The organism is Streptomyces sp. NPDC048461 (assembly GCF_055587105.1).
In genome coordinates this window covers 334,354-359,074 of record NZ_JBVJGW010000002.1, presented here as the reverse complement: position 1 = coordinate 359,074, position 24,721 = coordinate 334,354, and the positions used below count along the sequence as shown (strand labels likewise).

The 24,721-nt window shown below is 73.7% G+C and carries 15 protein-coding genes; 10 read left to right on the top strand and 5 right to left on the bottom strand.

Annotation, left to right across the window (positions count from 1 at the left end):
- Positions 1 to 28: 28 nt before the first annotated feature.
- The 5 genes from ACZ6S8_RS04475 (at position 29) to ACZ6S8_RS04455 (ending at position 3,804) form a co-directional block, all read left to right on the top strand.
- Positions 29 to 571, top strand: coding sequence for an uS11 family ribosomal protein (locus ACZ6S8_RS04475; RefSeq protein ID WP_469452381.1), 543 nt, complete (start codon positions 29 to 31; stop codon positions 569 to 571).
- Positions 572 to 808: 237 nt separating this feature from the next.
- The gene (locus ACZ6S8_RS04470) at positions 809 to 1,501 is read left to right on the top strand and encodes a hypothetical protein (RefSeq protein ID WP_469452379.1); all 693 of its coding nucleotides are present in this window, start codon (positions 809 to 811) and stop codon (positions 1,499 to 1,501) included.
- Positions 1,502 to 1,572: 71 nt separating this feature from the next.
- A complete protein-coding gene (locus ACZ6S8_RS04465; protein ID WP_469452377.1) occupies positions 1,573 to 2,742 on the top strand; it encodes an MAB_1171c family putative transporter in 1,170 nt (389 codons plus the stop codon).
- On the top strand, positions 2,739 to 3,335 hold the full coding sequence (locus ACZ6S8_RS04460; RefSeq protein ID WP_469452375.1) for a phosphatase PAP2 family protein: 597 nt from the start codon (positions 2,739 to 2,741) through the stop codon (positions 3,333 to 3,335). Before ACZ6S8_RS04465 ends, ACZ6S8_RS04460 begins: the two co-directional genes overlap by 4 nt.
- Before the next feature lie 127 nt (positions 3,336 to 3,462).
- Positions 3,463 to 3,804, top strand: a complete 342-nt coding sequence (locus tag ACZ6S8_RS04455; protein WP_469452373.1) for a HopJ type III effector protein — start codon at positions 3,463 to 3,465, stop codon at positions 3,802 to 3,804.
- A gap of 102 nt (positions 3,805 to 3,906) precedes the next feature.
- On the opposite strand, the gene ACZ6S8_RS04450 is transcribed toward ACZ6S8_RS04455, so the two are convergent.
- Positions 3,907 to 5,529: an ATP-binding cassette domain-containing protein gene (locus ACZ6S8_RS04450; protein WP_469452371.1), complete on the bottom strand. Its 1,623-nt coding sequence runs from the start codon at positions 5,527 to 5,529 to the stop codon at positions 3,907 to 3,909.
- Between the two features lie 513 nt (positions 5,530 to 6,042).
- On the opposite strand from ACZ6S8_RS04450, the gene ACZ6S8_RS04445 reads away from it, so the two are divergent.
- The 5 genes from ACZ6S8_RS04445 to ACZ6S8_RS04425 all read left to right on the top strand — a co-directional run bounded on the left by ACZ6S8_RS04445 (position 6,043) and on the right by ACZ6S8_RS04425 (position 17,140).
- A complete protein-coding gene (locus ACZ6S8_RS04445; protein ID WP_469452369.1) occupies positions 6,043 to 11,709 on the top strand; it encodes an amino acid adenylation domain-containing protein in 5,667 nt (1,888 codons plus the stop codon).
- Positions 11,710 to 11,751: 42 nt separating this feature from the next.
- A complete protein-coding gene (gene gntD / locus ACZ6S8_RS04440) occupies positions 11,752 to 12,747 on the top strand; it encodes a guanitoxin biosynthesis L-enduracididine beta-hydroxylase GntD (protein ID WP_469452367.1) in 996 nt (331 codons plus the stop codon).
- Positions 12,748 to 12,819: 72 nt separating this feature from the next.
- Positions 12,820 to 14,046 (top strand): ATP-grasp domain-containing protein, encoded by a 1,227-nt coding sequence (locus ACZ6S8_RS04435; RefSeq protein ID WP_469452365.1) that lies wholly within the window; start codon positions 12,820 to 12,822, stop codon positions 14,044 to 14,046.
- Positions 14,043 to 15,890, top strand: coding sequence for a hypothetical protein (locus ACZ6S8_RS04430; protein ID WP_469452363.1), 1,848 nt, complete (start codon positions 14,043 to 14,045; stop codon positions 15,888 to 15,890). The genes ACZ6S8_RS04435 and ACZ6S8_RS04430 overlap by 4 nt, the downstream gene beginning before the upstream one ends.
- Positions 15,887 to 17,140 carry an MFS transporter gene (locus tag ACZ6S8_RS04425; protein ID WP_469452361.1) on the top strand — a complete coding sequence of 418 codons (1,254 nt, stop codon included), beginning with the start codon at positions 15,887 to 15,889 and terminating at the stop codon, positions 17,138 to 17,140. Before ACZ6S8_RS04430 ends, ACZ6S8_RS04425 begins: the two co-directional genes overlap by 4 nt.
- 57 nt (positions 17,141 to 17,197) lie before the next feature.
- Here the strand turns inward: ACZ6S8_RS04425 and ACZ6S8_RS04420 are convergent, their stop codons facing one another.
- From ACZ6S8_RS04420 to ACZ6S8_RS04405, 4 genes are all read right to left on the bottom strand, one after another.
- A complete protein-coding gene (locus ACZ6S8_RS04420; protein WP_469452782.1) occupies positions 17,198 to 19,021 on the bottom strand; it encodes a potassium channel family protein in 1,824 nt (607 codons plus the stop codon).
- A gap of 168 nt (positions 19,022 to 19,189) precedes the next feature.
- Entirely contained in the window at positions 19,190 to 19,465 is a 276-nt protein-coding gene (locus ACZ6S8_RS04415; RefSeq protein ID WP_469452359.1) for a hypothetical protein, read from the bottom strand.
- A 359-nt stretch (positions 19,466 to 19,824) separates the two neighbouring features.
- Entirely contained in the window at positions 19,825 to 22,467 is a 2,643-nt protein-coding gene (locus tag ACZ6S8_RS04410; RefSeq protein ID WP_469452357.1) for a SpoIIE family protein phosphatase, read from the bottom strand.
- Positions 22,468 to 22,674: 207 nt separating this feature from the next.
- Positions 22,675 to 24,549, bottom strand: a complete 1,875-nt coding sequence (locus tag ACZ6S8_RS04405) for a VanW family protein (protein ID WP_469452355.1) — start codon at positions 24,547 to 24,549, stop codon at positions 22,675 to 22,677.
- Positions 24,550 to 24,721 lie beyond the last annotated feature (172 nt).

Genomic DNA, 24,721 nt, shown 5'->3' with positions numbered 1-24,721 from the left:
GAGTGGTGGTTCAGCATTCGACGACGAGATGCCGGCAGCGGACGGGAGCAGTGAGGTGATGGGCGAGGAGACCCCCACCGGGCGGCGGGACACCATGGGTGACCGCCTCGGCTACCTGATCGGGACGATCCACCCGGTGAGCCGCGGCCCGTACACGTACCAGGAGATCGCCGAGGGGACCCGGCAGCTGCCCGGCCCGTCCGTCTCGCACGGCACGGTCCAGACCATCCGGCTGAACAACAACCCGAACCCCGGCATCGACTCGATCCGCGCGATCGCCAACTTCTTCGGCGTCACCGTCGGATACCTCGCCGACGGCGAGAACGCCGAAGCGATCGAGCAGCGGATCGAGGAGAGGATCGCGCGGCTCCGCGAGGAGATGGGCAAGGCCGCGGCGGCCGACGAGTTCGCCCAGGTGCTGGAGGACGAGCAGGTCAAGGCAGCGGCCTTCCGCCTCAGCGGACTGTCCGCCGGATCCATGAGGTCCGTCACCGGTCTGATCAAGCAGCTCCGGAAGGCCGAGGGGCTTCCGGACGTGAATCCGCGCCGCCGGCGGCGCAAGGACGCGTAGCAACGCGCAAGGACGCGCAAGGACACGCAGGGACGCGCAAGGACACGCAGGGACGCGCAGGGACGCGAACCAGTCACGCTACCCGCGTGGACCACGTGTTTCAGCCTGTCCGGTCGACCCTTTCGGCCGCCCCCCGCACTTCCGGTTACGCTCGGGCGATCAGGTGTGCGAAGTGGGCCACGGCACGCAGCGGTTGAGCCCCACGCCGGGGAGGGCCTCAGGGCGGGGAGGGCGATCATGCGGTGGTGGAAGCGCACCGATGCGGAGTGCGCCGCCGTCGCGGACCGGCTCGTCATCCCCCAGCCGTTCGACCTCGACGCCTTCTGCGAGGGCATCGCCGAGCAGCGTGGCCGGCCCTTGATCCTGCTGCCCCTCGACGGTCCTCCCGATCCGGCCCTGCCGTGCGGGATCTGGATCGGACTGGAGGTCGCCGACCTCGTGTTCTACGACGCCGCCGCCGCCGAGATCCTCAAGGTGCAGATCGTCCTGCACGAGATCTCCCACATGCTGCTCGGGCACGTCGCCCCCGAGCTGGAGATATCGGAGCGGTCGTCGGAGCACGAACTCGCCCGCGCCTCCGAGCACTTCCAGCGACTCCTGACGCGCACGCACACGCCCGTCTCCGGGCTGGACCGCCCCGAACTGCCCGTGGCCTCGATCATCCGCGCCGAGGCGGACCGGATCAGGAGCACGGCGCGCGCGAGCGAGTCGATCGACGAGGAACTCGGCCTCGACGTCGACCGTCTCGCCCACCTCATGGGGCGGAGCAAGTTCGCGAGCCCGCAGGAGCGGCAGGCCGAGACCCTGGCCACGCTCATCCACGAGCGGGCCGGCCGCTACACCACGCAGTCCACCTCCAGCGAGGCCGAGGGCCGTCTCGCGCGCTTGCACGACGCGCTCGGGCATCCCGTTCGGAACACCTGGTCGTGAGTGGCGGGCGTGCGGAGAAGGCCGTGAGGAGAAAACCGTGAACCGAGAGTCGTGACCGTGGAAGTCGTCAAGTGAAGCGCATCGAGATCGCCGTCCTGATCATGCTCTGGGCGGTGACGGTCTGGCGGCTCCCGTCCGCCGTCCGCACCGCCAGGCAGCGGGCCCTGTGGACCGCATTCGCCGCCCTGACCCTCTCCATGACGCTCCGCCTCCCCGGCGTGATGCACGCCCTGGACGAGCGGGCCGGCGTCAACAACCTGTCCACGCTCGTCAAGCACTGCCTGGGCATGATCGCGGCCGGCGCGGTGGTCGACTTCGTCGTCGCCGTCGCCAGGCCGGAGACCGGGCGCCGGCTGCGGGTCCGCCACTACGTCGCCCTCACGGCGATGGCCGTGATGGCGGTCCTGTTCGTCTTCTTCGTCCCGCGGCCCCGTGAAGTGACCGACTTCTCCATGGAGAACACGGGCAACGGCTGGGCAACGGCCTACTACCTCGTCTTCGTCGTCTACCTCGGCATCGCCATGGCCACCGCCACCCGGCTCTTCTGGGGCAGCGCGCGGCACGCCAGCGCCCGGTGGCTCCGTACCGGCGTACGCCTCATGGGCATCGGGACCGCCGTCGGCGTCCTCTACACCCTGCTGCGGTTCGGGTACATGACGAGCCGCCTCGCGGGACTCACGGACAGCACCGGCGACGTCCCGGTCGACAACGCCACCGACGCCCTGAAGTACATGGCGATCGGCTTCATCCTCGTCGGAAGCAGCATCCCCGCGTTCGGCGTGGCCTGGCGCACCGTCCAGGACGGCCGGAACCACCGGCAACTCCAGCCGCTGTGGCAGGACCTGACCGCGGTGACCCCGGACATCGTCCTCGGGGCCGGGCTCCTGCGCAGTCCGCGCCTGCGGCTGTACCGCAGGGTGATCGAGATCCGCGACGCCTCCCTGACCCTCGACGCGTACGCCGGCGAAGACATCCGCGAGCGCGCACAGAGCGCCGCGCGGCGGGCGGGATTCGACCCGGCGACGAGCCCGGCGGCCGAAGCGCTCCTGCTGCGGGCGGCGCGCGCGGCGAAGGCCCGCGGTGCCCTGCCCGTCGGCGGCACGCAGGAGCCGGCCGGCGAGGGGATCGACGACCTCGACTTCGCCGCCGAAGTCGGCAAGCTCATCCAACTCGCCCGGATCTACCACTCCCCCGTGGCCGACGAGTTCCTCACCGCGACCAGCCAGGAGGCCACGGCGTGACGACCACGCTCACCCGACCCGAAGAGTCCCGGGCCGCGCGCCTCGTCACCGACGGGCTCGATCCCAAGACCTGGATCATCGCCGACACCGTCCTCATCGGCTGGCACACCGGCCGCTTCGCCGGGATCGGGTGGGGCCTCCTCGGCTGCCTGTTCGCCGCGGTCATCCCGCTGGCCTTCATCAGGTACGGCATCCGCCGCGGCCGCTGGGCCGACCGGCACGTCGGCCGGCGGCAGCAGCGTCTCGTCGTGATGACCTTCATCATCTTCTCGGTGACGACCGGCATCCTGCTGCTGTGGGACTTCGGAGCCCCCCGGGGCATGATCGCGCTGATCGCGGCCATGCTGGCCACCCTCGCCGCGCTCCTCGCCGTGACCCCCGTCTGGAAGATCAGCGTGCACGCGGCCGTGTCCTCCGGGAGCGTCGCCATGCTCGCCCTGGCCTACGGACCCCGGGTCCTCCCCGCCTACGCGCTGGTCGCCGTCGTCGGCTGGTCCCGGGTCGCGCTGAAGGACCACACGCCGGCCCAGGTCCTCGCGGGCACCCTCGTGGGCGGCGCCGTCGCGGCCGGCACCTTCGCTTTGATCCGATAGGTCGTGACCTGCGCAGATGCCGCTCGTCCGGATGCGCCGGGCGATTCTCACCGGCCGGCGCGAAGGGGGTAGTGTCGTCCGGTCACGGACGGCAACCGGAGCGTCCGCTCAACCCGGGGGATCCCACATGACCGATCTGAACGCGCTGCGGACGAGCCTTGCGTCAGGTGAGCACGAGTTCGCCGACACCCTGGCCTTCGTCGCCGCACACTACGCGTATCAGCCGGTGGCGTTCCGCAACGGCGACGTGGATAACGCCGCAGGTACGAACGAGGGTTCCTGCAAGACCCTGGGGCTGGCCCTGCTGGAAGGGCTGAGCGACCAGGAAGCGCTGCTGGCCTTCGGTGAGCACTACCGCAGCGTGCTGGCGACGCCGGACGACACGGATCACGGCAACATTCGCAACCTCATGGCCCACGGCCTGGCAGGGGTGGTCTTCACCGGACAACCGCTGACGCGCAAGGGCTGACCGGCGGATCCGGGGGCGCCGACGGCCGCGAGGGCCGCCCGTCCGCCCGGGCCGCCGGCCGGGCGCCTCCGTGCCCCGGCCCGCGGCCGACAGCCGCGCGGGTCAGCGTGTGCGGGCCACCCGTCGCTCGTCCCAGACCGGCTCGGAGGTCTCGCGGACGACGCCGTCCGCGCCGAAGACCAGGTACCGGTCGAAGGACGTGGCGAACCACCGGTCGTGCGTGACGGCCAGGACCGTGCCCTCGTACGCCTCCAGTCCCTCCTGCAGGGCCTGCGCCGACTCCAGGTCGAGGTTGTCCGTCGGCTCGTCCAGCAGCAGCATCGTGGTGCCGGCCAGCTCCAGGAGGAGGATCTGGAAACGGGCCTGCTGGCCGCCCGAGAGCTTGTCGAACGGCTGGTCGCCCTGGCGTTCCAGCTCGTAGCGCCGCAGCACCGACATCGCCCCGCCCCGGTCCCGGGCGTGCTCCGTCCACAGGATGTCGACGAGCGGGCGGCCCTGCAGTTCCGGGTGCGCGTGCGTCTGGGCGAAGTGGCCCGGCACGACCCGCGCGCCCAGTTTCCACGCGCCCCGGTGCCCGACCGACGGGTCCCCCGCGAGCAGCCGCAGGAAGTGCGACTTCCCGGAGCCGTTGGAGCCGAGGACGGCGACCCTCTCCCCGTAGAACACCTCCAGGTCGAACGGCCGCATGAGACCGGTCAGTTCGAGGCCCTCGACGGTGACGGCGCGCACGCCGGTGCGGCCCCCGCGCAGCCGCATGCTGATCTCCTGCTCGCGCGGCGGCTCCGGCGGCCGGCCCGCCTCCTCGAACTTGCGCAGCCGGGTCTGGGCGGCCTGGTAGCGCGAGGCCATCACGTCGCTGCGGGCGGCGTACTGCTGCATGTCCTGGACGAGCTTCTTCAGCTGCGCGTGCTTCTCCTCCCACCGCCGCTTGAGCTCGTCGAAGCGCGCGAACCGCTCCCGCCGGGCCGCGTGGAAGGTGGCGAAGCCGCCGCCGTGCACCCACACCTCGGAACCGGCCGGGCTGGGCTCGACGGCCACGATCTTCTCGGCGGCGCGGGCGAGCAGCTCGCGGTCGTGCGAGACGAACAGCACGGTCTTGCGGGTCCCGGCCAGCTGCTCCTCCAGCCACCGCTTGCCGGGAACGTCCAGGTAGTTGTCCGGCTCGTCGAGCAGCAGCACCTCGTCGGGGCCGCGCAGCAGCGCCTCCAGGACCAGCCGCTTCTGCTCGCCGCCGCTGAGCGTCCGGACCTCGCGCCACTGGGCCTTCTCGTACGGGAGGCCGAGCGCGGCGGTGGTGCACATGTCCCAGACGGTCTCGGCCTCGTACCCGCGGGCCTCGGCCCAGTCGCTCAGCGCCTGCGCGTACGTCATCTGGGCGGACTCGTCGTCGACCGTCATGACGAGGCGCTCCGCGGCGTCGACCGCCTCGGCGGCCTTGCGGATCCGCGGCTGCGCCACGGACACCAGGAGGTCCCGGACGGTCCTCTCGTCCCGTACGGAGCCGACGAACTGCGGCATCACGCCCAGGCCGCCGCCGGTGGTCACGGTGCCCGCGTGTGCCCGCAGTTCACCGGCGATCAGGCGCAGCAGGGTGGTCTTGCCGGACCCGTTCGCGCCGACGAGCGCCACGACCGCGCCCTCGCCCACCCGGAACGACACGTCCCCGAGCAGGACCCGTCCGTCGGGCAGGTAGTACTCCAGGTGCGCGGCTTCCACATGTCCCATGCGGCGCCATTCTTCTTCCCGCCGTCGTGATCGGCAACGCAATAGATTCCGGCCCCGGGCGCCGTGCGCCGGTATCCGTCGTGAATGCGTACGGCCGGGATCGATCCGGCCATGCGTGAAGGGCGGGCGGTCGCCGGAGGAGTCCGACCTGACATATTCGAGATCCCGCAGGCCGCTCGTCCGCAGGCCGATTCGTGGTCCGCCGGGCCGTCCGGCGGCCGGCCCGGAGACCCGCCTCCCGACCCCGTTCGGCCCGGTCCACCGGGGTCCGGAGCGCTTTCGGGCCACCCGAGGAGCTGCTCGTTCATCAGCCGGGTACCGGACATGCAGGGCTGAAAACAGCCGGTTGACGGCCCTGGATCTTGCGTTTAGCGTCCATTTCCGGGCCGCGCATATCGGACGTCGAGTTCGCACATCGAACAACCCGCAGGGGTCACGTCGGGCGCCCTTTACACGCAAGGCGGACGTCGCGCCACCGACTTACTTTCGCTCGCTGAGGTGGGAATGACCGGCATGGATGCAAGCCCGATGTCGCACGGCGCGGGCACGGACGGAACCACGGACGAGGCAACCCTCTCGGAGCTCACGGACGGGGCAACCCTCTCGGAGCTCACCGAGCGGCACGTCCGCGCCGATCCGGAGGCGATCGCGGTCGCGTACCCGGCGGAGGGCGTCACCCTCACGTACGCCGCGCTGAGCCGCCGGGCCAACCAGCTGGCGTCGTACCTCATCGGGCGGGGAGTGGGCCCCGGGGACCGGGTGGTCACCTGTCTGCCGGCGGGATCCGAACTGGTCGTCGCGTTCCTCGGGATCGCACGGGCCGGCGCCGCCTACGTGCCGGTGGATCCGGCACACCCGCTGGAGCGCCGCCGGCTGATCGTCCGCGACTGCGCGGCCCGCGCCGTGGTGACGACCGGCTCCTGCGCGCCGGACTACGCCGGCCTGCCGACGGCCGTCGTGGCCGTGGACGCCCTCGCGGACGCGATCGCCGCGGAACGCGCCTGCCTCCCGGACGTCACGCCGGCCCCGGAGGACGCCGCCTACGTCTGCTACACGTCGGGGACGACCGGGACGCCCAAGGGCGTCGTCGTCCCCCACCGTGCCGTCGTCGACCTCGTCCGGTCCACCGACTACGTGCGGCTGACCCCCCGGGACGTGGTGGCGCAGGCCGCCAACCCCGCCTTCGACGCCGTCACCTTCGAGATCTGGGGTGCGCTGACCGCGGGCGCCCGGGTGCTCGGCCTGCCGAAGGACACCGTCGTGGACCCGGCCGCCTTCGAGCGCGCGGTGCGCGACCACGGTGTGACCGTCCTGTTCCTCACGACCGCGCTGTTCCAGCAGATCGCCCGGGAGCGGCCGGCGGCGTTCGCCACGCTGCGCGTCCTCCTCTTCGGCGGCGAGGCGTGCGATCCGCGCCGGGTGCGGGAGGTCTTCGCGGCGCGGCCCCCCGGCACGCTCCTGCACGTGTACGGGCCCACCGAGACCACGACCTTCGCCACGTGGCACGAGGTCACCGAACCCGCCGCCGACGCCCGGACCATACCGATCGGCCGGCCGATCGGCGCCACGGTCGCCCACGTCCTCGACGAGTCCGGCCGGCCCGTTGCGCCCGGCGCCGCGGGCGAACTCCACCTGGGCGGGCCCTGCCTGGCGTCGGGCTACCTCGGGCGGGAGGACCTCACGCGGGAACGGTTCGTCGACGACCCGTTCGCGGCGGACGGCAGCAGGCTGTACCGCACCGGCGACCGCGTCCTGCTCCGCCCGGACCGCGCGATCGAGTTCCTCGGCCGCGTCGACAACCAGATCAAGCTGCGCGGATTCCGCATCGAACCCGGCGAGATCGAGGCGGTGCTGACCTCGCACCCGGGTGTCGCCCAGGCGGTCGTGTCGCTGCACGAGGCGCAGGACGACCGGCGGCTGGTCGCCCACGTCGTACCCGCGGCGGCCGCCGCCGCCGAGACCACCGAGCAGGTCACGGAGTGGCGGGAGATCTACGAGGCGCTGTACGACGACGCGGGGTCCGCCGAGCTCGGCGAGAACTTCAGCGGCTGGAACAGCAGTTACGACGCGAAGCCGATCCCCGCCGACCAGATGGAGGAGTGGCGGACGGCAACGGTCCGGCGCATCCGGGAGCTCCGGCCGCGCCGCGTGCTGGAGATCGGCGTGGGCACCGGCCTGCTGCTCTCCCGGCTCGCCCCGGACTGCGAGGACTACTGGGGCACGGACTTCTCCGCGTCCGTGATCGAGGCGCTGCGGTCCCAGACGGAGGCCGACCCCCGTCTGCGCGACAAGGTCACCCTGAGCTGCCGGGCGGCGGACGTCACCGAGGGGCTGCCCGTCGGCCACTTCGACACCGTCGTGATCAACTCGGTCGTCCAGTACTTCCCCAACCTCGACTACCTGAACACCGTGCTCGCACGTGTGCTCCCCCTGCTGGCGCCCGGCGGTTCCGTCTTCCTGGGGGACCTGCGCAACCTGGACCTGCAGCGCTGCATGCAGACCGGCGTGGAGCTGGCGCAGGGCAGCGGTCAGGACCGCGAGGGACTGCGCAGGGCGATCGACCAGCGCGTGGCCCTGGAGACCGAGCTGCTGCTCTCCCCCGCGCTCTTCGCCGCGCTGGCCGGAGACCTGCCGGCCATCCGCTCGGTGGACGTACGCGTCAAGCGCGGCGCGCACCACAACGAACTGACCCGCTACCGGTACGACGTCGTGCTCGGCACGGCGGAGCCCGCCGCGGACCTGCGGGACGCCCCCCGCGTCGACTGGGGCACGCAGCTGACCGGCATCGCGGAACTGGACGCGTACCTCCGCGCGCACCGGCCCGCCGTCCTGCGGGTGGCCGCGGTGCCCAACCTGCGCGTGCACGGCGAACACGCGGCGCTGCGGGAGCTGGACGCGGGCGGCCCGGCCGCCGCCGCCCTGGCGCGGCTCGCGGGGACCGGCTCCGTACCCGACCCCGAGGCGCTCTGCGCGGCGGGCGAGGCCTTGGGATACCGGGCGTTCACCACCTGGTCGGCCGACGCGGACGAGGCCCTCGACATCTGCTTCCTCGCGCCCGGCGGAGTCCCGGACGGGCCGCTCACGAACGCATACGCGGCAGGTGGCGCGGCGCCCCGCGCGGCCGCGGACTGCGCGAACACCCCCACCGCCTTCGACCGCACCGTGGACCTGGGCATCGTCCTGCGCGGCTACCTGCAGGAGCAGCTGCCGGACTACATGGTCCCGGCCGCGCTCCTCACCCTGGACGCACTGCCGCTCACCCCGAACGGAAAGGTCGACCGGCGGGCCCTGCCCGCGCCCGTCTTCACGACCGCCGCACCCGGGATCCTGCCGGGAACACCGGTCGAGGAGATCCTCCGGGACCTCTTCGCCGAGGTCCTCGGCCTGCCCAGGCGCGACGTGTACGCGGACTCGGACTTCTTCGCGCTCGGCGGACACTCCCTGGCGGCCGCCCGTCTCGTCGCCCGGCTGCGCGCGACCCTCGGGTCCGACCCGAGCAACCGCGCCCTGTACGAGGCGCCGACCCCCCTGCGGCTCGCGGCCCTGCTCGACGGTCCCGGCCCGCAGGCCGTCGCCGACGACGTCCTTTCCGGCGCCGGATCCGGCGGGACGGGCCGCCTCGTCCTGCCGCTGCGGCTGCGGGGAGCCCTGAACGCGCGGGCCCTGACCGGCGCCCTGGGCGATCTGGCCGGCCGGCACGCGACCCTGGGCGCGGCGCTCTCCCCGGACGGCGGGCACCGGGCCCCCGGGGCCGAGGCCCCCGACCCGCTCGTCGCGTCGGCGGTCCGGCCCGCGGACGCCGACGTGGCCCGCCTGCTGCGGACCGCGCGGCAGGCCGACGGGAGCCCCGAAGGCCCCTTCGGCGGGGTGGAGTTGTACGCCCTCGCTCCGGACGACCACCTGCTCGTCCTCTCCCTGCCACCCGCGGCCGCCGACGCGGGGTCCTGTCTCCCGCTCGCCGCGGACCTCGCCGCGGCCTACGCCGCCCGGGCCGTGGGTGACGTCCTGCGCCCGGAGCCGCCGGCCCCGCCCGTCGGCGCCGCGGAGCCGCTCCGGCCCGCCGGCGACGCCCCCCTCCCCACCCCGCTGCCCGTGGCCGCCCCGCAGGTGCCGGAGCCGGGCATCGGGACGTGGGAGGCGCCGATCGACGAGGCCCTGCACCGCAGGCTCGCGGAGTTCACCGCCGAACGCGGCAGCACGCTGTTCATGGTGGTGCACGCCGCCGTGGCCGCGCTGCTCGGCCGGCTCGGGGCGGGGACCGACATCGTGCTCGCCACCCCGGTGCCCGCACGGTCCGGCGAGGCCCTGCGGCTCGCCGTCGGTCCGTACACGCGCATGCTGTCGCTGCGTACGGACGTGTCGGGCGACCCGGCGTTCACCGAGCTGCTGCGGCGTGTACGGGGAGCCGACCTGGCGGCGTACCGGCTGCAGGCAGCGCCGCAGGCCCGGCCCGGCGGCGTGGTCCTCGCGGTGGCCCAGCAGACCGGCGCCGGCTTCGAGGCGGCCGGGCTGTCCGTCCAGCCGCAGCAGCCCCTCCTGCCCCACCCCGACGCGGAGCTCGCACTGCTGCTGACGGAACGGCAGAGCGCGACCGGCGCGCCGCTCGGCATCACGCTGAGCGCCACCTTCCGCCGGGACGCGGTCGACGGGGAAACGGTCGCCGACCTCGGCGGCCGGCTGGTGGCGCTGCTCGGCGCGGCCCTGGAACAGCCGGGGAGCAAGGTCAGCCTCCTTCCCCTCGGATACGAGGGCCCGGCGGCCCGTGCACGGCGCGAGGCCGACACGGAAGGGCGCACGGCGGCGCCCACCACCCTGCCCGAACTCTTCGCGCGGCGGGCCGAGCAGTCCCCGGACGCCGTGGCCCTCGTCCACGCGGGAACGGACACCACGTACGCGGAGCTCGGCGCGCGCTCCGACCGGCTCGCCCGCACGCTCGTCGGCCACAAGGCGGGACCGGGCGCGGCAGTGGCCACCGCGATCGCGTCACCCCTCGGTTTCGCGGTCGCCGCCCTGGCGATCGCGAAGGCGGGCGCGGTGTGCAGGCCGCTCGACCCGGACGCCGGTGCCCCGCGGATCGCGGAACTGCTCACCGCGACACCGCCCGTCGTGCTGCTCCTGGACGCCGCGGCCGAGGAGTCGCTCCCGGCCACGCCCGGGGTCGTACGGCTGCTCCAAGAGGCCGGGGCGCCGCCCGGTGCGTCGTCCGAGGGCCCGCTGCGCGACGCCGACCGCACCGGCCCCCTGACCGCGGACCACCCGGTCCTGCTCGCCGGCCCGGACTCCGCCGCGGCCGACGGCGTCCTCATCGGCTCCCTGCCCGTCAGCGCCGACGCCGCCCGCAGGGCCGAGGAGCTCCCGGGGGCGCGGAGCGCCTGGCTGGCCGGACGCCACCCCGGCGCCGACGACGCGCTGGGCATCCTGTGCGTCCTCGCCTCGGGCGGCACGGTGCTCGCGCCCGACGTCGGCTGGGCGGAGGAACTTCCGCGCCTGCTGGACTGGTTGCGCGACAGTGCGGCCGACGAGGTGCTGGCCTCGGCCGAGGACGCCGACGCGCTGTGCCGGACGGCCGGAGCCCTGGGGCGCGGAATCGCCCCGGTGCGGGCCCTCACGGTGTCCGCCTCGTGGGAGGGCGCCGGACCCGACACCCTCGGTTTCGCCCGCGCCGAGGGGCTGGTGCTGCGGGAACGCGGAGGTCCGGCCGAGGCGCGCTCCGTCCGGGTGCGCGAGCCCGGACCGGATGCCGGGACCGCGTGGGAGCACCGGGCGTACGTGCTGGACGAGGCGCTGCGGCCCGTACCGCCGGGAGCCGTCGGCGCGCTGTACCTCGCCGGCACGGAGCTGGCGCTCGGATACGCGAACCGGCCCGGTCGCACGGGCGAACGCTTCGTCCCCGACCCCATGGGGGCACCCGGCAGCCGCATGTGGCGGGCCGGGCGGGCCGCCCGGCGGGGCTCCGGGGACGCGCTGGAAGTCCTCGGCGAACCCTGGCCGGAGGACCCGTTCACCGACGAGTACGGGACGTTCGCCGTCGTGGTCAACGACCGGGGACAGCGTGCGCTGTGGCCCACCGCCGTCCGGGTCCCGGACGGCTGGCGCGAGGCGCATCCCGAGGACCTCCGCGAGCAGTGCGTCGGACACCTGGACGAGCACCCGACGGCGTACCTCGACATCTGCAACTGACCCGCCCCACCCGCAGAGCTCTTGCGAAACGGAAGTCATCGCATGCATGAAACGCAGCAGGCCGGTCCTTCGGACCTGCGCCATCACATACTCGACCTGACCGAGCAGGACGCGCACGCGGCCCGCCGGCTGGCCCAGCGGTGCGCGAGGGAATTCAAGACGGCCGACGATCCCCGGTTCCTCGACGAGGCGCCCGTCATCGCCCACGACCTGCCCCTGTCGGTGCGCCGGCACCTCAACGCCGCGCGCCGGGACGAGAACACGCACGCGGCGATGATCCGCGGCAACGTCCTCGACCAGGCGGCCCTCGGGGCGACTCCGAGCCACTGGCGCGAGGCCGACACGGAGTCGAGCCAGACCTACGGCTGCCTGCTCGTCCTCTACTCCGCCCTGCTCGGCGACGTCATCGGCTGGGCGACCCAGCAGGCCGGCCGGCTGGTCACGGACGTACTGCCCAGCCGGGGCTACGAGCACAGCCTGGTGTCGGCGTCCAGCGAGCTGGAACTCGCTTGGCACACCGAGGACGCCTTCTCTCCGCACCGCGCGGACTGGGTGGGCCTGCTCGCGCTGCGCAACACCGCCGAGGTCCCCACCACCGTCTCGCACGTCGACGTCCGCCGCGTGCCGAAGGACATCGCGCGGGTCCTCGCGCAGCCGCGCTTCGTGCCCGTCCCCGACGCCTCGCACGAGTTCGGCGACCAGGAGCCGGAGAACGAGCCGGTCCCGGTCCTGGACGGCCATCCGGACTCCCCCGTGCTGCGCATCGACCGGGACTACTTCCGGGCCCGCGACGAGGACCCCGAGGCGGCCGAGGCCCTCGCCTGGGTCGTGGACCACCTGGACGCCAACCTCGTCGACGTGTTCATCCGCACCGGCGACGTGTGCTTCGTGGACAACCGCAACGTCGTCCACGGACGCCGTCCGTTCCACGCCGGATTCGACGGCTCGGACCGGTGGCTCAAGCGCGTCAACATTGCCCGTGACCTGCGGCGCACCCGTCCGGGACGCCTCGACGGCGCGACCCGCGTCATCGGCTGACGGGCCGGCCCCCGTCCCCGGCCCCGGCCCCCCCTGCCCCGCACGGCACCCCAGATCCAGCGAGGAACCCGTATGACTCCGCAGACCCCCCGCCCCGTCGTCCTGCTGGTGGAGAGCCGCCGGGCGACGTTCACCGACAGCGTGCTCGGCCGTGACGACGTCACGGTCGTGCTGCTCCGCTTCGACTCCGTGGAGCTGACCCCGGAGTACGTCGAACGCGTCGCGCACGTTCCCACGTTCACCCTGGCGACCGCCGCACCGCTGGAGGACGAGGCCGCGCGGTACCTGAACTGGATCCGGGACGCCGGTGTCCTGCCGCGGTACTTCTGCAACCCGAACGAGGCGCTCCAGGCGGACGCCCAGCGCTTCGCCGCGCTGGTGGGCCTGCCGCACCTGGAGCAGGAGCAGGTCTCCTGGGTGCGCGACAAGAAGGCCATGAAGGACCGCTACGCCGAGCTGGGGATCCCCCACGCCGCCTACCGGCCGGTGGACACCCTCGACGACGTGGAGGCCTTCGCCGCCGACCACGGCTGGCCGGTCGTCCTGAAGCCGATCGACTCCGACTCGTGCATCGCCACGTACCGGATCGAGTCACCGCAGGACCTGGCCGGCATACCGGCGCTCAACCCCGAACTGGACTGGATGGTCGAGCAGTTCATCAGCGGACGGGAGTTCCAGCTGTGCGCCGTGATCGCGCGCGGGCAGGTGGTGGACGCGTACCTGTCGAAGAACCCCCGGCCGATCCTCGAAGTCCTCGACGGCGCCATCAACGCCAACATCACCTACGCGCCGGGGGAACCGCTCCCCGTCGACGCCAAGGCGCTGGCGCAACAGCTCACCGACGGCCTGGGCATCCCCCACGGTTACCTCCACGGCGAGTTCTTCCTCACCGACACGGGCGAGTTCTTCATGAGCGAGGTCGCGGCGCGGCTCAGCGGGTGCGAAGTGCCCATGAACCACGGCCTCGCCTACGGTTTCGACTTCCTCCACGTCATCCTCGACACCTACCTCGACCGGGTTCCGGTACCGGAGTACACGAAGGACCGCGCCGTCGGCGACCTGCTCCTGCCCGTCCGGCCCGGAAGGCTGCTGCACATCAGCACCGAGGAGGCGCTGTGCCGCCTGCCCGGTGTCCTCGGCGCCCACCTCACCGCGGCCCCCGGCGACCTGCTCGACCCGCCGCGCGCCTCGCACGCGAGCACCGGCTACGTCCACGTGGAGGGCGCCACCGCCGACGAGGTCGAGCAGCGGATGTACGCGGTGCTCGACGCCTTCGAACTGAAGGTGGAAGAGGCGTGAGCGGGCCGGAGCGCGGCGCGCTGTTCGTCGCCTGCGAGACGCTGCGGGAGTTCGACGAGGCCGTGAACCGGTGCCTGGCCGACGGCCCGGAGACCGCGCCGCTCCCGGTGTGGAGCGGCGGCCGTGCCGAACTCCTCGACGGGATCTCCCTGGCGGAGCAGGTCTACGACAGCCGGCGCGCCCCGGCCCCCAGCACCACCGGCGTGGTCGTCGGCGCCCCACTGCCCGAGTCGCTGCGGCGCCTGGCCGATCCGCTCGCCGAGTCCTGGGTGTCCGACGTGGCCGACCTGCCGGACGCCGGTTCGGTGCTGCTCGTCGGCGCGTACGCGGACCTGCGCTCGGACTCCGTGCAGGAGGTGATCGACCGCGCCCACGCGCAGGGCCGTGCGCTGTTCCTGCTCACCGGCCGGGACGTGCACACCCTCAGCTGGATGGTCGCCAAGCAGTACGGCAGGGTCGTGGCGCACGGCGAGGTGGGGATGATCTCGGAGCTGGACACGCTGCCCCCGGCTCCCGGCACGGTCTGGCTCGGCGCCGAGGACGTACGGCACCAGGACGTCCTGAGCATCGCTCTGGGCCGGGTCTGGAGCCGGGTGCTGTTCCACGGCAACGGCAAGGACGACCAGCTCAACCTGGGGCAGTTCACGCTGTGCGGGCTGAGCCCGGCCGGTGAGCGGCAGCCCGGTGCGGACGGCCCCAAGTGCGCGTACGGACTGGGCTGCACCAAGCCCGAGGACAAGCTCATCCCCGCACGGCGGGTCCGGGCGGCGGAGCTGGTCCTGGGCAACTGCTTCAGCGGGGCCCTCGCGGACCACGCGATGTACGACCCGAAGTACGTCATCCTGCTCGACGCGCTGGACGGTCCCGCGCAGACGGTCGTCGCCACCCTCACGGCGTGCGACGCCCAGCGTCCGGAGAACCTCGCCTGGCTCACCGACACGGCTTCCCGGGGCAGCGCGTCCGGCGCGATCAACGAGCGGCTCGGGGACATCAACCCCTACCCGTCGTTCGTCCAGGTCGGTCTGCAGTCGTCCGGGCCGGCCGACGAACCGGCCGACGAACCGGCCGACGGACCGGCGCCGGTGACCGAGGAGGCGGACACGGACCTGTACACCCTGGGGGCCCGGCTGTCCGGCCTGCTCGACAGCGGCCTGCTGAACGAGGACCACCCGCTGTGGCCCCGGCTGCGGCAGCTCGCCGACACGGTCCTGCGCGACACCGCGCGGACCGTGCTGCTGTCGCCGCCGGACGCCGGACCGGCGCTGGCCGCGATCGCCGCCGAGACGAGGTCGCTCGACTTCGCCCTGGCCCAGCGGATCGCCAAGCACCACGGCGACCCGGTGATGCAGTTCCCGACGTACTTCGGGGAGCGCAGCGTCGCCGGGGCGCCCGTCGACCTCGACGGTCCGTGCACGTGCGGCCGGCCGCTGCGCAGCTACACGCGCCGGGGGCGGGTGCCGGTCGTCACGGACACGGTGCAGGCGGTGTGCGCCCGGTGCGGTGACGTGCTGAACTCCTACGTCGACGCGCCGGAGCTCCGGGTGAAGTCGGCCGACCGGGCGGCGCCCGGCGAGAGCCTGCACGTCGTGGTCGAGGCCGTGGCGCGCCGGGCCGGCACGGTGAACACGGGCATCGTGCTGCCCGGCTACCTGAACGCCCGGGTGCGGCCCGTGCTGCGCCGGGCGCAGGCCCGGGCGGGCGAGACCGTGCGCGGTGAGTTCGAGATCGAGCTGGCGCCGGAAGCCACTCCGCAGGCCTACTACCACACCCCTTACGCGGTACAGGACTTGGGGATCTCCACTCGTCGTGTGCACTTCACACTGACCGGGAGCCCCACCGCATGAGCCTCTTCCCCGCCGGCACGTCGCCGCTGGTGCCCCTGCGCCACCCCGATTTCCGGTGGCTGGTCTCGGGGCGGCTGCTCATGTACTTCGCCAACTCGATGGCGCCCATCGTGCTGGCCTTCGCCGTGCTCGACCTCACCGGGTCCACGATCGACCTCGGCATCGTGGTCGGGGCGCGGTCCCTGGCCAACGTGGTGCTGCTGCTGCTCGGCGGGGTCATCGCCGACCGGGTGTCCCGCACGCTGATCCTGCAGGGATCGGCGGCGGCCGCCGCCTGCGTCCAGGGCGCGATCGCGCTGAGCGTGCTGCTCGGCTTCACGTCGATCCCGCTGCTGATCGCGCTCAGCGTGCTGAACGGCGCCCTCGCCGCGCTGTCCTTCCCCGCGTCGGCGGCCATGACCCCGCAGACCGTGCCCGCCGACGTGCTCCGGCCGGCCAATGCGCTGATGCGGATGGGCATCAACATCGGCATGATCATCGGCGCCTCGCTCGGCGGGATCGTCGTGGCCGTGCTCGGCCCGGGGTGGGGTCTCGTCTGCAACGCCTCCGCCTTCCTCGTCGCCGCCCTGTGCTTCCTGCGCCTCAAGCTGGCCGCCACGCAGACCGATCCGGCCGAGCGGTCCCATCCGATCCGCGAACTCCGCGAGGGCTGGGCGGAGTTCACTGCCCGCACGTGGGTGTGGGTGGTGGTGCTCCAGTTCATGGTGGTGAACGCGGCCGTCGCCGGGGGCATCCAGGTCCTCGGCCCCACGGTGGCGGACGACACCTTCGGCCGTACCGCCTGGGGCGTGGTCCTCGCCGCACAGATGGCGGGCGCGGTGGTGGGCGGCTTCATCGCCGCCCGTTCCCGCCACCGCCACGCGCTGCGCATCGGGGTGGCCGTCGTGGCCCTGGAGGCGCTCCCGCTGGTGGTCCTCGCCGAGGCTCCCGGAGCCCTGCTGCTGAGCCTGGCGATGTTCGTGAACGGGATCGCCCTGGAACAGTTCGGGGTCGCCTGGGACGTCTCGCTCCAGGAGAACATCCCGGAGGACCGCCTGGCCCGCGTGTACTCGTACGACGCGCTCGGCTCGTTCATCGCGCTGCCGATCGGGGAGATGGCCGCAGGTCCGCTGAGCGACCTGATCGGCAGGGAGACCACCCTGCTGGCGGGCGCGGCCCTGGTCACGCTGGCGACGGCCGGAGCCCTGTGCAGCCGCGACCTGAGGAACCTCGTGTCCAACCCGCCCGCCGCCGTCAAGCAGGCGGCCTGACGGCATCCCCCGGCCCCGGCCTCCGGCACGCGAGCACCGCCGCCCGGGACCCGGCGTTCACGCCCTCGGCCCGGCGTCCGGGGCCGGGAGGCGTCCGGTGCCGAGCAGCTCCGCGAGGCCCTGCCGGGTCGCGGCGACGACGACCCGGTCCTGCGGGCCGAGGACGTGCCCGGGGTGCAGGTCGAAGAGGAGGCCGCTGACGTGCCCTCGGCCGTCGAGCCGGGTGGTCCGCAGGTCGGGGCGGCGGTCGGCGGGGTCGGCGGTGTCCAGGGCGAGGATCCGCCAGTGGCCCGGCCGGAACGTGTCGGCGATGGTGCTGCCTTCGAGGTGGGGCAGGCCGGCCACGTCGACGGCGGCGAAGAGCAGGACGCGGCGCTCGACGGGCACGGCCCCCAGGATCTGCCGGCCCATCATGGCGCTGGCGAAGGCGGGGGCGGCCAGCGAGGTGACGCTGCGGCTGCGGGTCAGGGCCTGGGGGTGCGCGGCGCGCAGGGTGCGGTGGACGGCGGTGGCGAAGTCGTCGTCGTACAGGCGCAGCGCCACGCGCAGTTCGGGGGCGATGGTGCGGGCGCAGAGGATGGCTTCGAGGTTGGTGGTGTCGGAGCTGGTGAGGGCGAGGAGCGCGTGGGCGCGGCCGGTCCTGGCGGTTTCGAGGACGCCCTCCTGGGTGACGTCGCCGAGGACGACGGGAACCCGCAGGCTCCGCGCGAGGGCGATGCCCCGGGCCTCGGGGTCCTCTTCGACGCAGACGACGGGGATGCCGAGTTCGCGCAGCCGGGCCAGGACGCGGGTGCCGACCTTGCCGAGGCCGAGCAGGACGACGTGGCCGGCCGTACCGCGCGGTGGACGGCGCAGGGCGGAGGCGGAGCGGAAGGATCCGAAGGCCTCCAGGACGGCGGCGACCAGCACGGGCAGGAGGAGCAGTCCGACCAGGCCGGAGAAGAGCTGGAGCAGCTGGCGCTCCGTGGTGTCGCCCAGGGCGGGGTCGTTGATGGAGAACAGGTCCAGCAGGGTGACGTAGGCGGCGTGGACGGGGTGGTCTCCGGTGGTGACCGCGGAGGCGACGGCGATGGCGGCCACCGCGGCCGTGATCCCCGCCAGCGACCACCGGACGCGGCGGGAGAACAGCTCCGTCAGGGGCAGGCCGGCCGCGCTGATCCGCCGCTGCGGCGCGGACGGCGCGGTGTGCGAGACCGCTTCGAGGACGACCGCGCCCCGCTGCGCGGACCGGGCGATCTCCTCGGACGACGGCAGGAGCCGGGGTCCGGCGGGGCCGCTGCGGTCGGAACCCTCCGTGCCGGCGGGGTCGTCGGTCGTGGAGGACAGCAGGGCCAGGGTGCACAGGCCGGGCCGGGTGGTCTCGCGGCGCCGGCGCGGGGTGCGTTCGGCCGCCCGTAGGAGCAGGCCGTCGGCCTGCAGGACCTTGCCGGTGCCGGCGACCACGGTGGCCGCGAGGGCGGGGGCGGCCGTGTCCGCGTCGGAGAGGACCACGGTCGCCGAGTCGGCCGCGGGCCCGTCGGCGGTGCCGGCGGCCACGGCGGCGGCCTGGTCGAGGAGTTCGGCGAGATGGCTGCCCAGCCGGCGGTTGTAGAGGCGGATGACCAGGCGGACCCGGGGGTTGATGCGGCGGGCCGTCAGCGCGGCCCGGATGTTCGTCTCGTCGTCCTCGTAGACCAGCGCCGCGGCGACGGCGTGCGCCATGCCCGCCTCCCGGAGGGCGGTGGTGTCCGGCGTCTCGGCTTCGACGACCCGGGTGGAGGGCGGCGGTTCGGGACCGATGGTGTCGGCGTCGGGGAGCAGGAGCGTGACGGGCTGCCGGTAGATGTCGTGGAGCTCTCCCGCCAGGCGCACGGCGAGCGCGTCGTCGCCGCAGACGACCATCGGGTCGCCGCTGTACGGGGGTTGGGGCCGCTGGGCTGCCGGGTCCATGCGGGTCACCCCGCACCGGTGTGCGGGCGCCGGCGGTGGGCCGGGGCGTTCCACTGCGCGTTCACGGGGTTTCGCTCCAGAGGTCGGGGACGGACGGCGGCCCGGGGAGGTGTCGCCCTGTTACGGCCCGGGTGTGCCCGTGGGGGGCAGGGGCGGCCAGGGCGCGGGCTCGGCCGGCGCGGCCGGCCGCGGGTCGAACGGGGGCGGGGTCCGGGGCGTCGGGGCGGGTGAGGGCGCGAACGGTCCGGCGCGGTTGGTCATGAGGATCATCATCGTGCCGACGAACAGCACGGTGAGGACGATGAGGGCGAGGCCGACGGGGTTGCGGTGGTTGTAGACGTAGCGGCTGGTTCCCCATCTGCTCCGTATGAAGACCGGCTCGTCGTCATGCTGCACGGGTCGTGTCCCAGGGTCGAAGGTGGTCCGGCGGATGGTGCGGTCGTGAGGCCGTGAGGTCCGCGGGTCGAGCGGGTTCGGGCGGTCGCCGTGGCCGTCGTCCGACCGTCGCGCGGGCCGGGACCACCGCGGTCGCCCGCTCCTGTGCTCGCCGCCCCCGCACCGCACCGCACCCACCGTGACCTGCGGCGGGACTGGTCCCCGCCTCACCCTGCCGACCGTACGTGGTCTTGTCCATCCGTGCCAGCACCCGTCTGCGGCCCGCACCCGCCCCGGACCGCCCTCCGGGAGCCGGATCAACGGCGCACGCCCTGGCGGCCGTTGGCCACGAGCGCGGAGCGGTCAGACGGGGTCCTCGGTCAGATGGGGTCCACGTCCAGGAACGCCGCGAGGGAGGGTTCCGCGGCGCCCGGGGAGCCGGGGAGGGCCTGTTCCGCCCAGATGACCTTGCCCTCGGGGGTGTACCGGGTGCCCCAGTGCTCGCTGAGCTGGGCGACCAGGAACAGTCCGCGGCCCCCCTCGTCCGTGGTCGCGGCGTACCGCAGGTGCGGGGCGGTGCTGCTGGCGTCCCACACCTCGCAGGTCAGCCCCCGGTCGTGCAGCAGCCGTACCCGTACCGGGGCCCTGCCGTGGCGCAGGGCGTTGGTGACCAGTTCGCTGAGGATCAGTTCCGTGGCGAAGGCCAGTTCCGGCAGGCCCCACTCGTCGAGCTTCTTCGCGGCGGCGTTGCGCGTGGCACCGACCGCGCTCGGCTCGAACGGGACGTCCCACTGCGCGACCCGGTCCGGGCCGAGGGTGCGCGTACGGGCGATGAGCAGCGCCACGTCGTCGGTCGGCCGCTCGGGCAGCAGGATGTCGAGGACGGCCCGGCAGCTCTCCTGCGGATCGCGCTCGGGGTGGCTCAGCGCCGTGCGCAGCAGTTCCAGGCCCTCGCCGATGTCCCGGGTGCGCTCCTCGACCAGGCCGTCCGTGTAGAGGACGAGCTGGCTGCCCTCCGCCAGGTACAGCTCCGCCGTTTCGAACGGCATGCCTCCCAGCCCCAGCGGGGGGCCGGCCGGCAGGTCCACGATCTCCGTGGTGCCGTCGGGGGCGACGACGAGGGGCGGCAGGTGGCCGGCCCGCGCCATCGTGCAGCGCTGCGACACCGGGTCGTAGACGGCGTACAGGCAGGTGGCGCCGATGACGCCGCCGCTCGTGTCGTCGCCGTCCCCGTCGTGGTCGATGCGCTGTACGAGGTCGTCGAGGCGGGCGAGGATCTCGTCGGGGGGCAGGTCGAGGGAGGCGAAGTTGTGCACCGCGGTGCGCAGCCGGCCCATGGTGGCCGCGGCGTGCAGGCCGTGTCCGACGACGTCCCCGACGACCAGCGCGACCCGGCTGCCGGCGAGCGGGATCACGTCGAACCAGTCCCCGCCGACCCCGGACTGGGCGGGCAGGTAGAAGTGGGCCACGTCGACGGCGCTCTGCTCGGGCAGGGCGCGCGGCAGCAGGCTGCGCTGGAGCGTTTCGGCGAGGGCGTGCTCACGGGTGTAGCGGCGGGCGTTGTCCATGCTGATCGCCGCGCGGGCGACGAGTTCCTCGGCCAGCGACAGCTCGTCCTCGTCGAAGGGCTCGGGCTTCTCCGATCGCCAGAAGTTGACCACGCCGAGGACGACGCCCCGGGCCGTGAGCGGGGCCGCGATCAGCGAGTGGATGCCGTAGTCGATGATCGCCCGGGCGCGCGGCGGGTCCTGGGCCTGCCAGCCCGGCGCGTCCTCCAGGTGGGTGACCAGCTCGGCCTGGCCGGTGCCGAAGCCGCGGGCCTGCGGGGTGGAGGGCAGGAAGTCGATCAGCCGGCCGCGGGGGTAGAGGGGGTGGTCGGCGCGGATGCCGCTGACCGCGGTGCGCCGCATGTCGGCGCCCGGGGCGGGCTCGTCTCCGTCGAGCACCTGGTCGGCGAGGTCGACCGTGACGAAGTCCGCGAAGCGGGGCACGGCCACGGCGGCGAGCTCCTCGGCCGTGCGGACCACGTCGAGGCTGGTCCCGATGTCGCCGCCGGCGTCGTACAGCAGCTTGAGCCGCTTGCGGGCCGTCTCGGCCCGGCTGGTCAGGACCTGCATCTCGGTGGAGTCGCGGATGGTGACGGCGGTGCCCTCGGGCCGGCCGCGGGGGTGGGTGAGCCGCTGGTTGACGACGAGGAGCCGGTCCCCGGTCTCCAGGACCTCGTCGGTGGCGACGCGGCCGGACAGCAGCAGGTCGGCCATCCGGCGGTCGAGGCACGGCACGTTCCCGATGTAGCGGCCCTCGGCGTCGTCCGGCAGGCCGAGGAGCCGTTTGGCCTCGTCGTTCGCCAGCAGGAGCCGTCCGTCACCGTCGGTGATCAGCACCCCTTCGCGGACGGCGTGGAGCACCGCGTCGTGGTGCTCGTACATGCGGGTCATCTCCTGCGTGCCGAGCCCGTGGGTCTGGCGCCGCAGCCGTCTGCTGATGAGGGCCGTGCCGCCGGTGGCCAGGGCCAGGCCGGTGGCGATGGCCAGGAGGATGACGGGGAGCTGCCGGTCGACGACCCCGGTCACGTTCTTCACGGTCAGACCGGCGGAGACCAGGCCGATGACGCGGCCGTCGGAGGCGGTGACCGGTACGACGGCCTGGATCTCCTTGCCGAGGGGGCCCTGCACGCTCTCCGTGTGGACCCGCCCGGCGAGGGAGGGCTCGATGGTGCCGACGAACCGTTTCCCGATGCGGTCGGGCTGGGGATGGGTGTAGCGGATGCCGTTGGTGTCCATCACCACGATGAAGTCGACCCCGGCGGCCTTGCGCGTCTCCTCGGCGACGGGCTGCAGGATGGCGGCGGGGTCGGGCGCTCGCAGGGCGGCCGGCAGGCCCAGGGAGTGGGCGAAGGTTTCCGCGACGGAGACCGACCGGTTGCGCGCCTCACGGTCGATGTCGTGTCGCGACTGCAGCACGAGGGCCAGGAGGGCTCCGGCGGCGAGCAACACCACGATCGCCACCTGGAGGACGAACACCTGGCCGGCGACGCTTCGGAACCTGATGCCTAGGGGTGACCGCACCGACGTGCCCGGCACGGGAGGCGAGGAAGGGTCACGATCCCAGTTGTAGCACTTCCGGGCGCCCGCGGCCCCCGGCACGCACAATTCACACCCTGGCGGTTACCCGCCGTCCCCCGCCGGCCGGACAGCGGGCCGCCGCCGCGGCGCGGCAGGGGGCCCGCGTCACGCGGTACGGGGGCTGCCGGCGGCCAGGGCGGTGGCGGCGTCCGCCTGAGCGGAACCCGGGGCGGCGGGGGCCTGCGGCGCCTGCTGCGGGGCCTGGGGGCTCTGCGGGGCCGCGGGGGCCTGGGGGCTCTGCGGGGCCGGCGGGGTCTTCGTGGCCGGCGGGGTGCAGGTGACCTCGTCGCGGGGCGTGTAGTGGGTCGTGAACTCCTCGCGCCGGACTTCCTTGCCGCCCTGTACGAACACGCGCCCGACGGACACGTCGAAGCCTTCGAGGGGGGTCTGCACCTCGCACTTCGGTCCGCTGCCCGTCCGCTTGCCGGGCGGCGTGACGTTGGTGCGCGGCCCCTGGGTCGCCCGTACCTCGTCGTACTTCTTCGTGCCGAGCAGGCTGATGGTCAGGGAGGTGTCGGTGGATTCGGCCTGGATGTAGAGGGGGTGGCCGGTGTCGTTGATCCAGCGCAGGTCCAGGGTGCCCCAGGCGACCGTTGCCTCCCGGCCCTCCGGGTAGCGCTCGATGTAGAAGGAGTGGGCCCCGTGCTCGACGGGCTTGACGCCCGCGAAGAACATCGCGTTGTACATGGTGGTGGCGACCGCCGAGACGCCGCCGCCGGGCGACTTCACGTACTGGCCGTCGTTGATCATGATGCCGTCGACGAAGCCGTTCTCCGGGGTGCGCTCCCCGACCGTCCGGTTGAAGCTCCACTCCTCGCCCGGCATGACCACGGACCCGTTGATGAGCTCCACGGCCCGGCCGATGTTGGTGGTGCGGTACGGGGCGGCCGGGAAGGACACGGTGAAGGAGGAGACCTTCTCCTTGATGCCGAGGCGCTTGGCCCCGGCGGGGGTGAGGTCCGGCTCGACGGCCACGGTGGCGACCTCGGCGCTGCGGGCGGCTCCCGTGCGGGTCAGCAGCGGCATGACGGCCTGGCCGAGCGCCGCGTCGGTGACCTTGCGGCCCGTACGGCCCTCGTCCTCGACGATCACGCGGCCGTCGGCGTCGAGGCCGAGGTCGGCGTCGCGCGGGACCCCGGCGGCCGCCTTGACCGGGCGGGCCACCGCGGCGTCGGCGAGGAGGCCCTTGGCGTCGAGGTCGGGCACGAGGCGGCCCTGGGCGTCGGCCTTCATCACGAGGTGCTCGCCGAGGACCGCGGGGCTTATGGAGATGCGCTTGCCCGCGACGCCGAGGCTGACCGGTCCCGACATGGCGGGCTGCGCGAACTGCCGCAGCGCCCGGTCCGTCTCCTCGGCCCCGGTGCGCGGCGGGGTGCTCTCGACCGGCAGCACGACGGGGCCGCCGCGCGGCTTCAGGTACGCCTCGCGCAGGGTGGCGTAGGCGCGGTCCTCGATCAGGTTGACGCCCGGCTGCGGGGTGACGGCCTTCGCCGCGCCCTTCTCGAACGCGATCACCCCGTCGCGGACCTGCTGCCGGGTGGTGTCGGCGAGGCGGTCGACGGCGGCCCGGCCGGTCCGCTCGTCGGTGCGGATCACGGGCTGGACGTCCCGGTCGCCGGAGGCGAAGAGCCTGCCGATGACGGTCACCGGGCCGTGTCCGGCGGGGGCCGCCTCGGCCACGGTCGCGGCGGTGTCGAAGGACAGCCCGAGCGCGGCCGGGTCGGCCTTCTCGACGCGGTCGCCTATCTTCATCGCGACGGGCGCCGCGGCGGCGGGCCCGAGCTCCCGCTCCAGCGTCCGCCGGGCCTCCGCCCGGTCCATGCCGCCGATGTCCACGCCGAGGACCCGTGTGCCCGGGTCGACGTCGCCGCCGGCCACGAGCCCGGTGACGTAGAGGCCGCCCAGTCCGAGTACGACGGCTCCGCCCGCCACCGGCAGGGCGATCCGCCAGTTACCGGTCCAGCTGCCCGCGCGTCCCATGTCACTCCCTGTGGCGCCGGCCCTGCGACGGACGGCGCAGACCTCAGAGGAGGCCCATATACGACAATTCCGAAAATAATGATCCCCGCTGGGCCGCAGCTTTGGGGATGAATGTGCGGATTGTCACGAAGCGGGCGTGCCGGGTTGCGGCGGCGCCCTTCCTCGGGGCGCG

Coding starts and splice junctions, on each gene's coding strand:
- ACZ6S8_RS04475 (WP_469452381.1), top strand. CDS start 29: ATGCCGGCAGCGGACGGGAGCAGTGAGGTGATGGGCGAGGAGACCCCC.
- ACZ6S8_RS04470 (WP_469452379.1), top strand. CDS start 809: ATGCGGTGGTGGAAGCGCACCGATGCGGAGTGCGCCGCCGTCGCGGAC.
- ACZ6S8_RS04455 (WP_469452373.1), top strand. CDS start 3,463: ATGACCGATCTGAACGCGCTGCGGACGAGCCTTGCGTCAGGTGAGCAC.
- ACZ6S8_RS04450 (WP_469452371.1), bottom strand. CDS start 5,529: ATGGGACATGTGGAAGCCGCGCACCTGGAGTACTACCTGCCCGACGGA.
- ACZ6S8_RS04445 (WP_469452369.1), top strand. CDS start 6,043: ATGGATGCAAGCCCGATGTCGCACGGCGCGGGCACGGACGGAACCACG.
- gntD (WP_469452367.1), top strand. CDS start 11,752: ATGCATGAAACGCAGCAGGCCGGTCCTTCGGACCTGCGCCATCACATA.
- ACZ6S8_RS04435 (WP_469452365.1), top strand. CDS start 12,820: ATGACTCCGCAGACCCCCCGCCCCGTCGTCCTGCTGGTGGAGAGCCGC.
- ACZ6S8_RS04425 (WP_469452361.1), top strand. CDS start 15,887: ATGAGCCTCTTCCCCGCCGGCACGTCGCCGCTGGTGCCCCTGCGCCAC.
- ACZ6S8_RS04420 (WP_469452782.1), bottom strand. CDS start 19,021: ATGGTCGTCTGCGGCGACGACGCGCTCGCCGTGCGCCTGGCGGGAGAG.
- ACZ6S8_RS04405 (WP_469452355.1), bottom strand. CDS start 24,549: ATGGGACGCGCGGGCAGCTGGACCGGTAACTGGCGGATCGCCCTGCCG.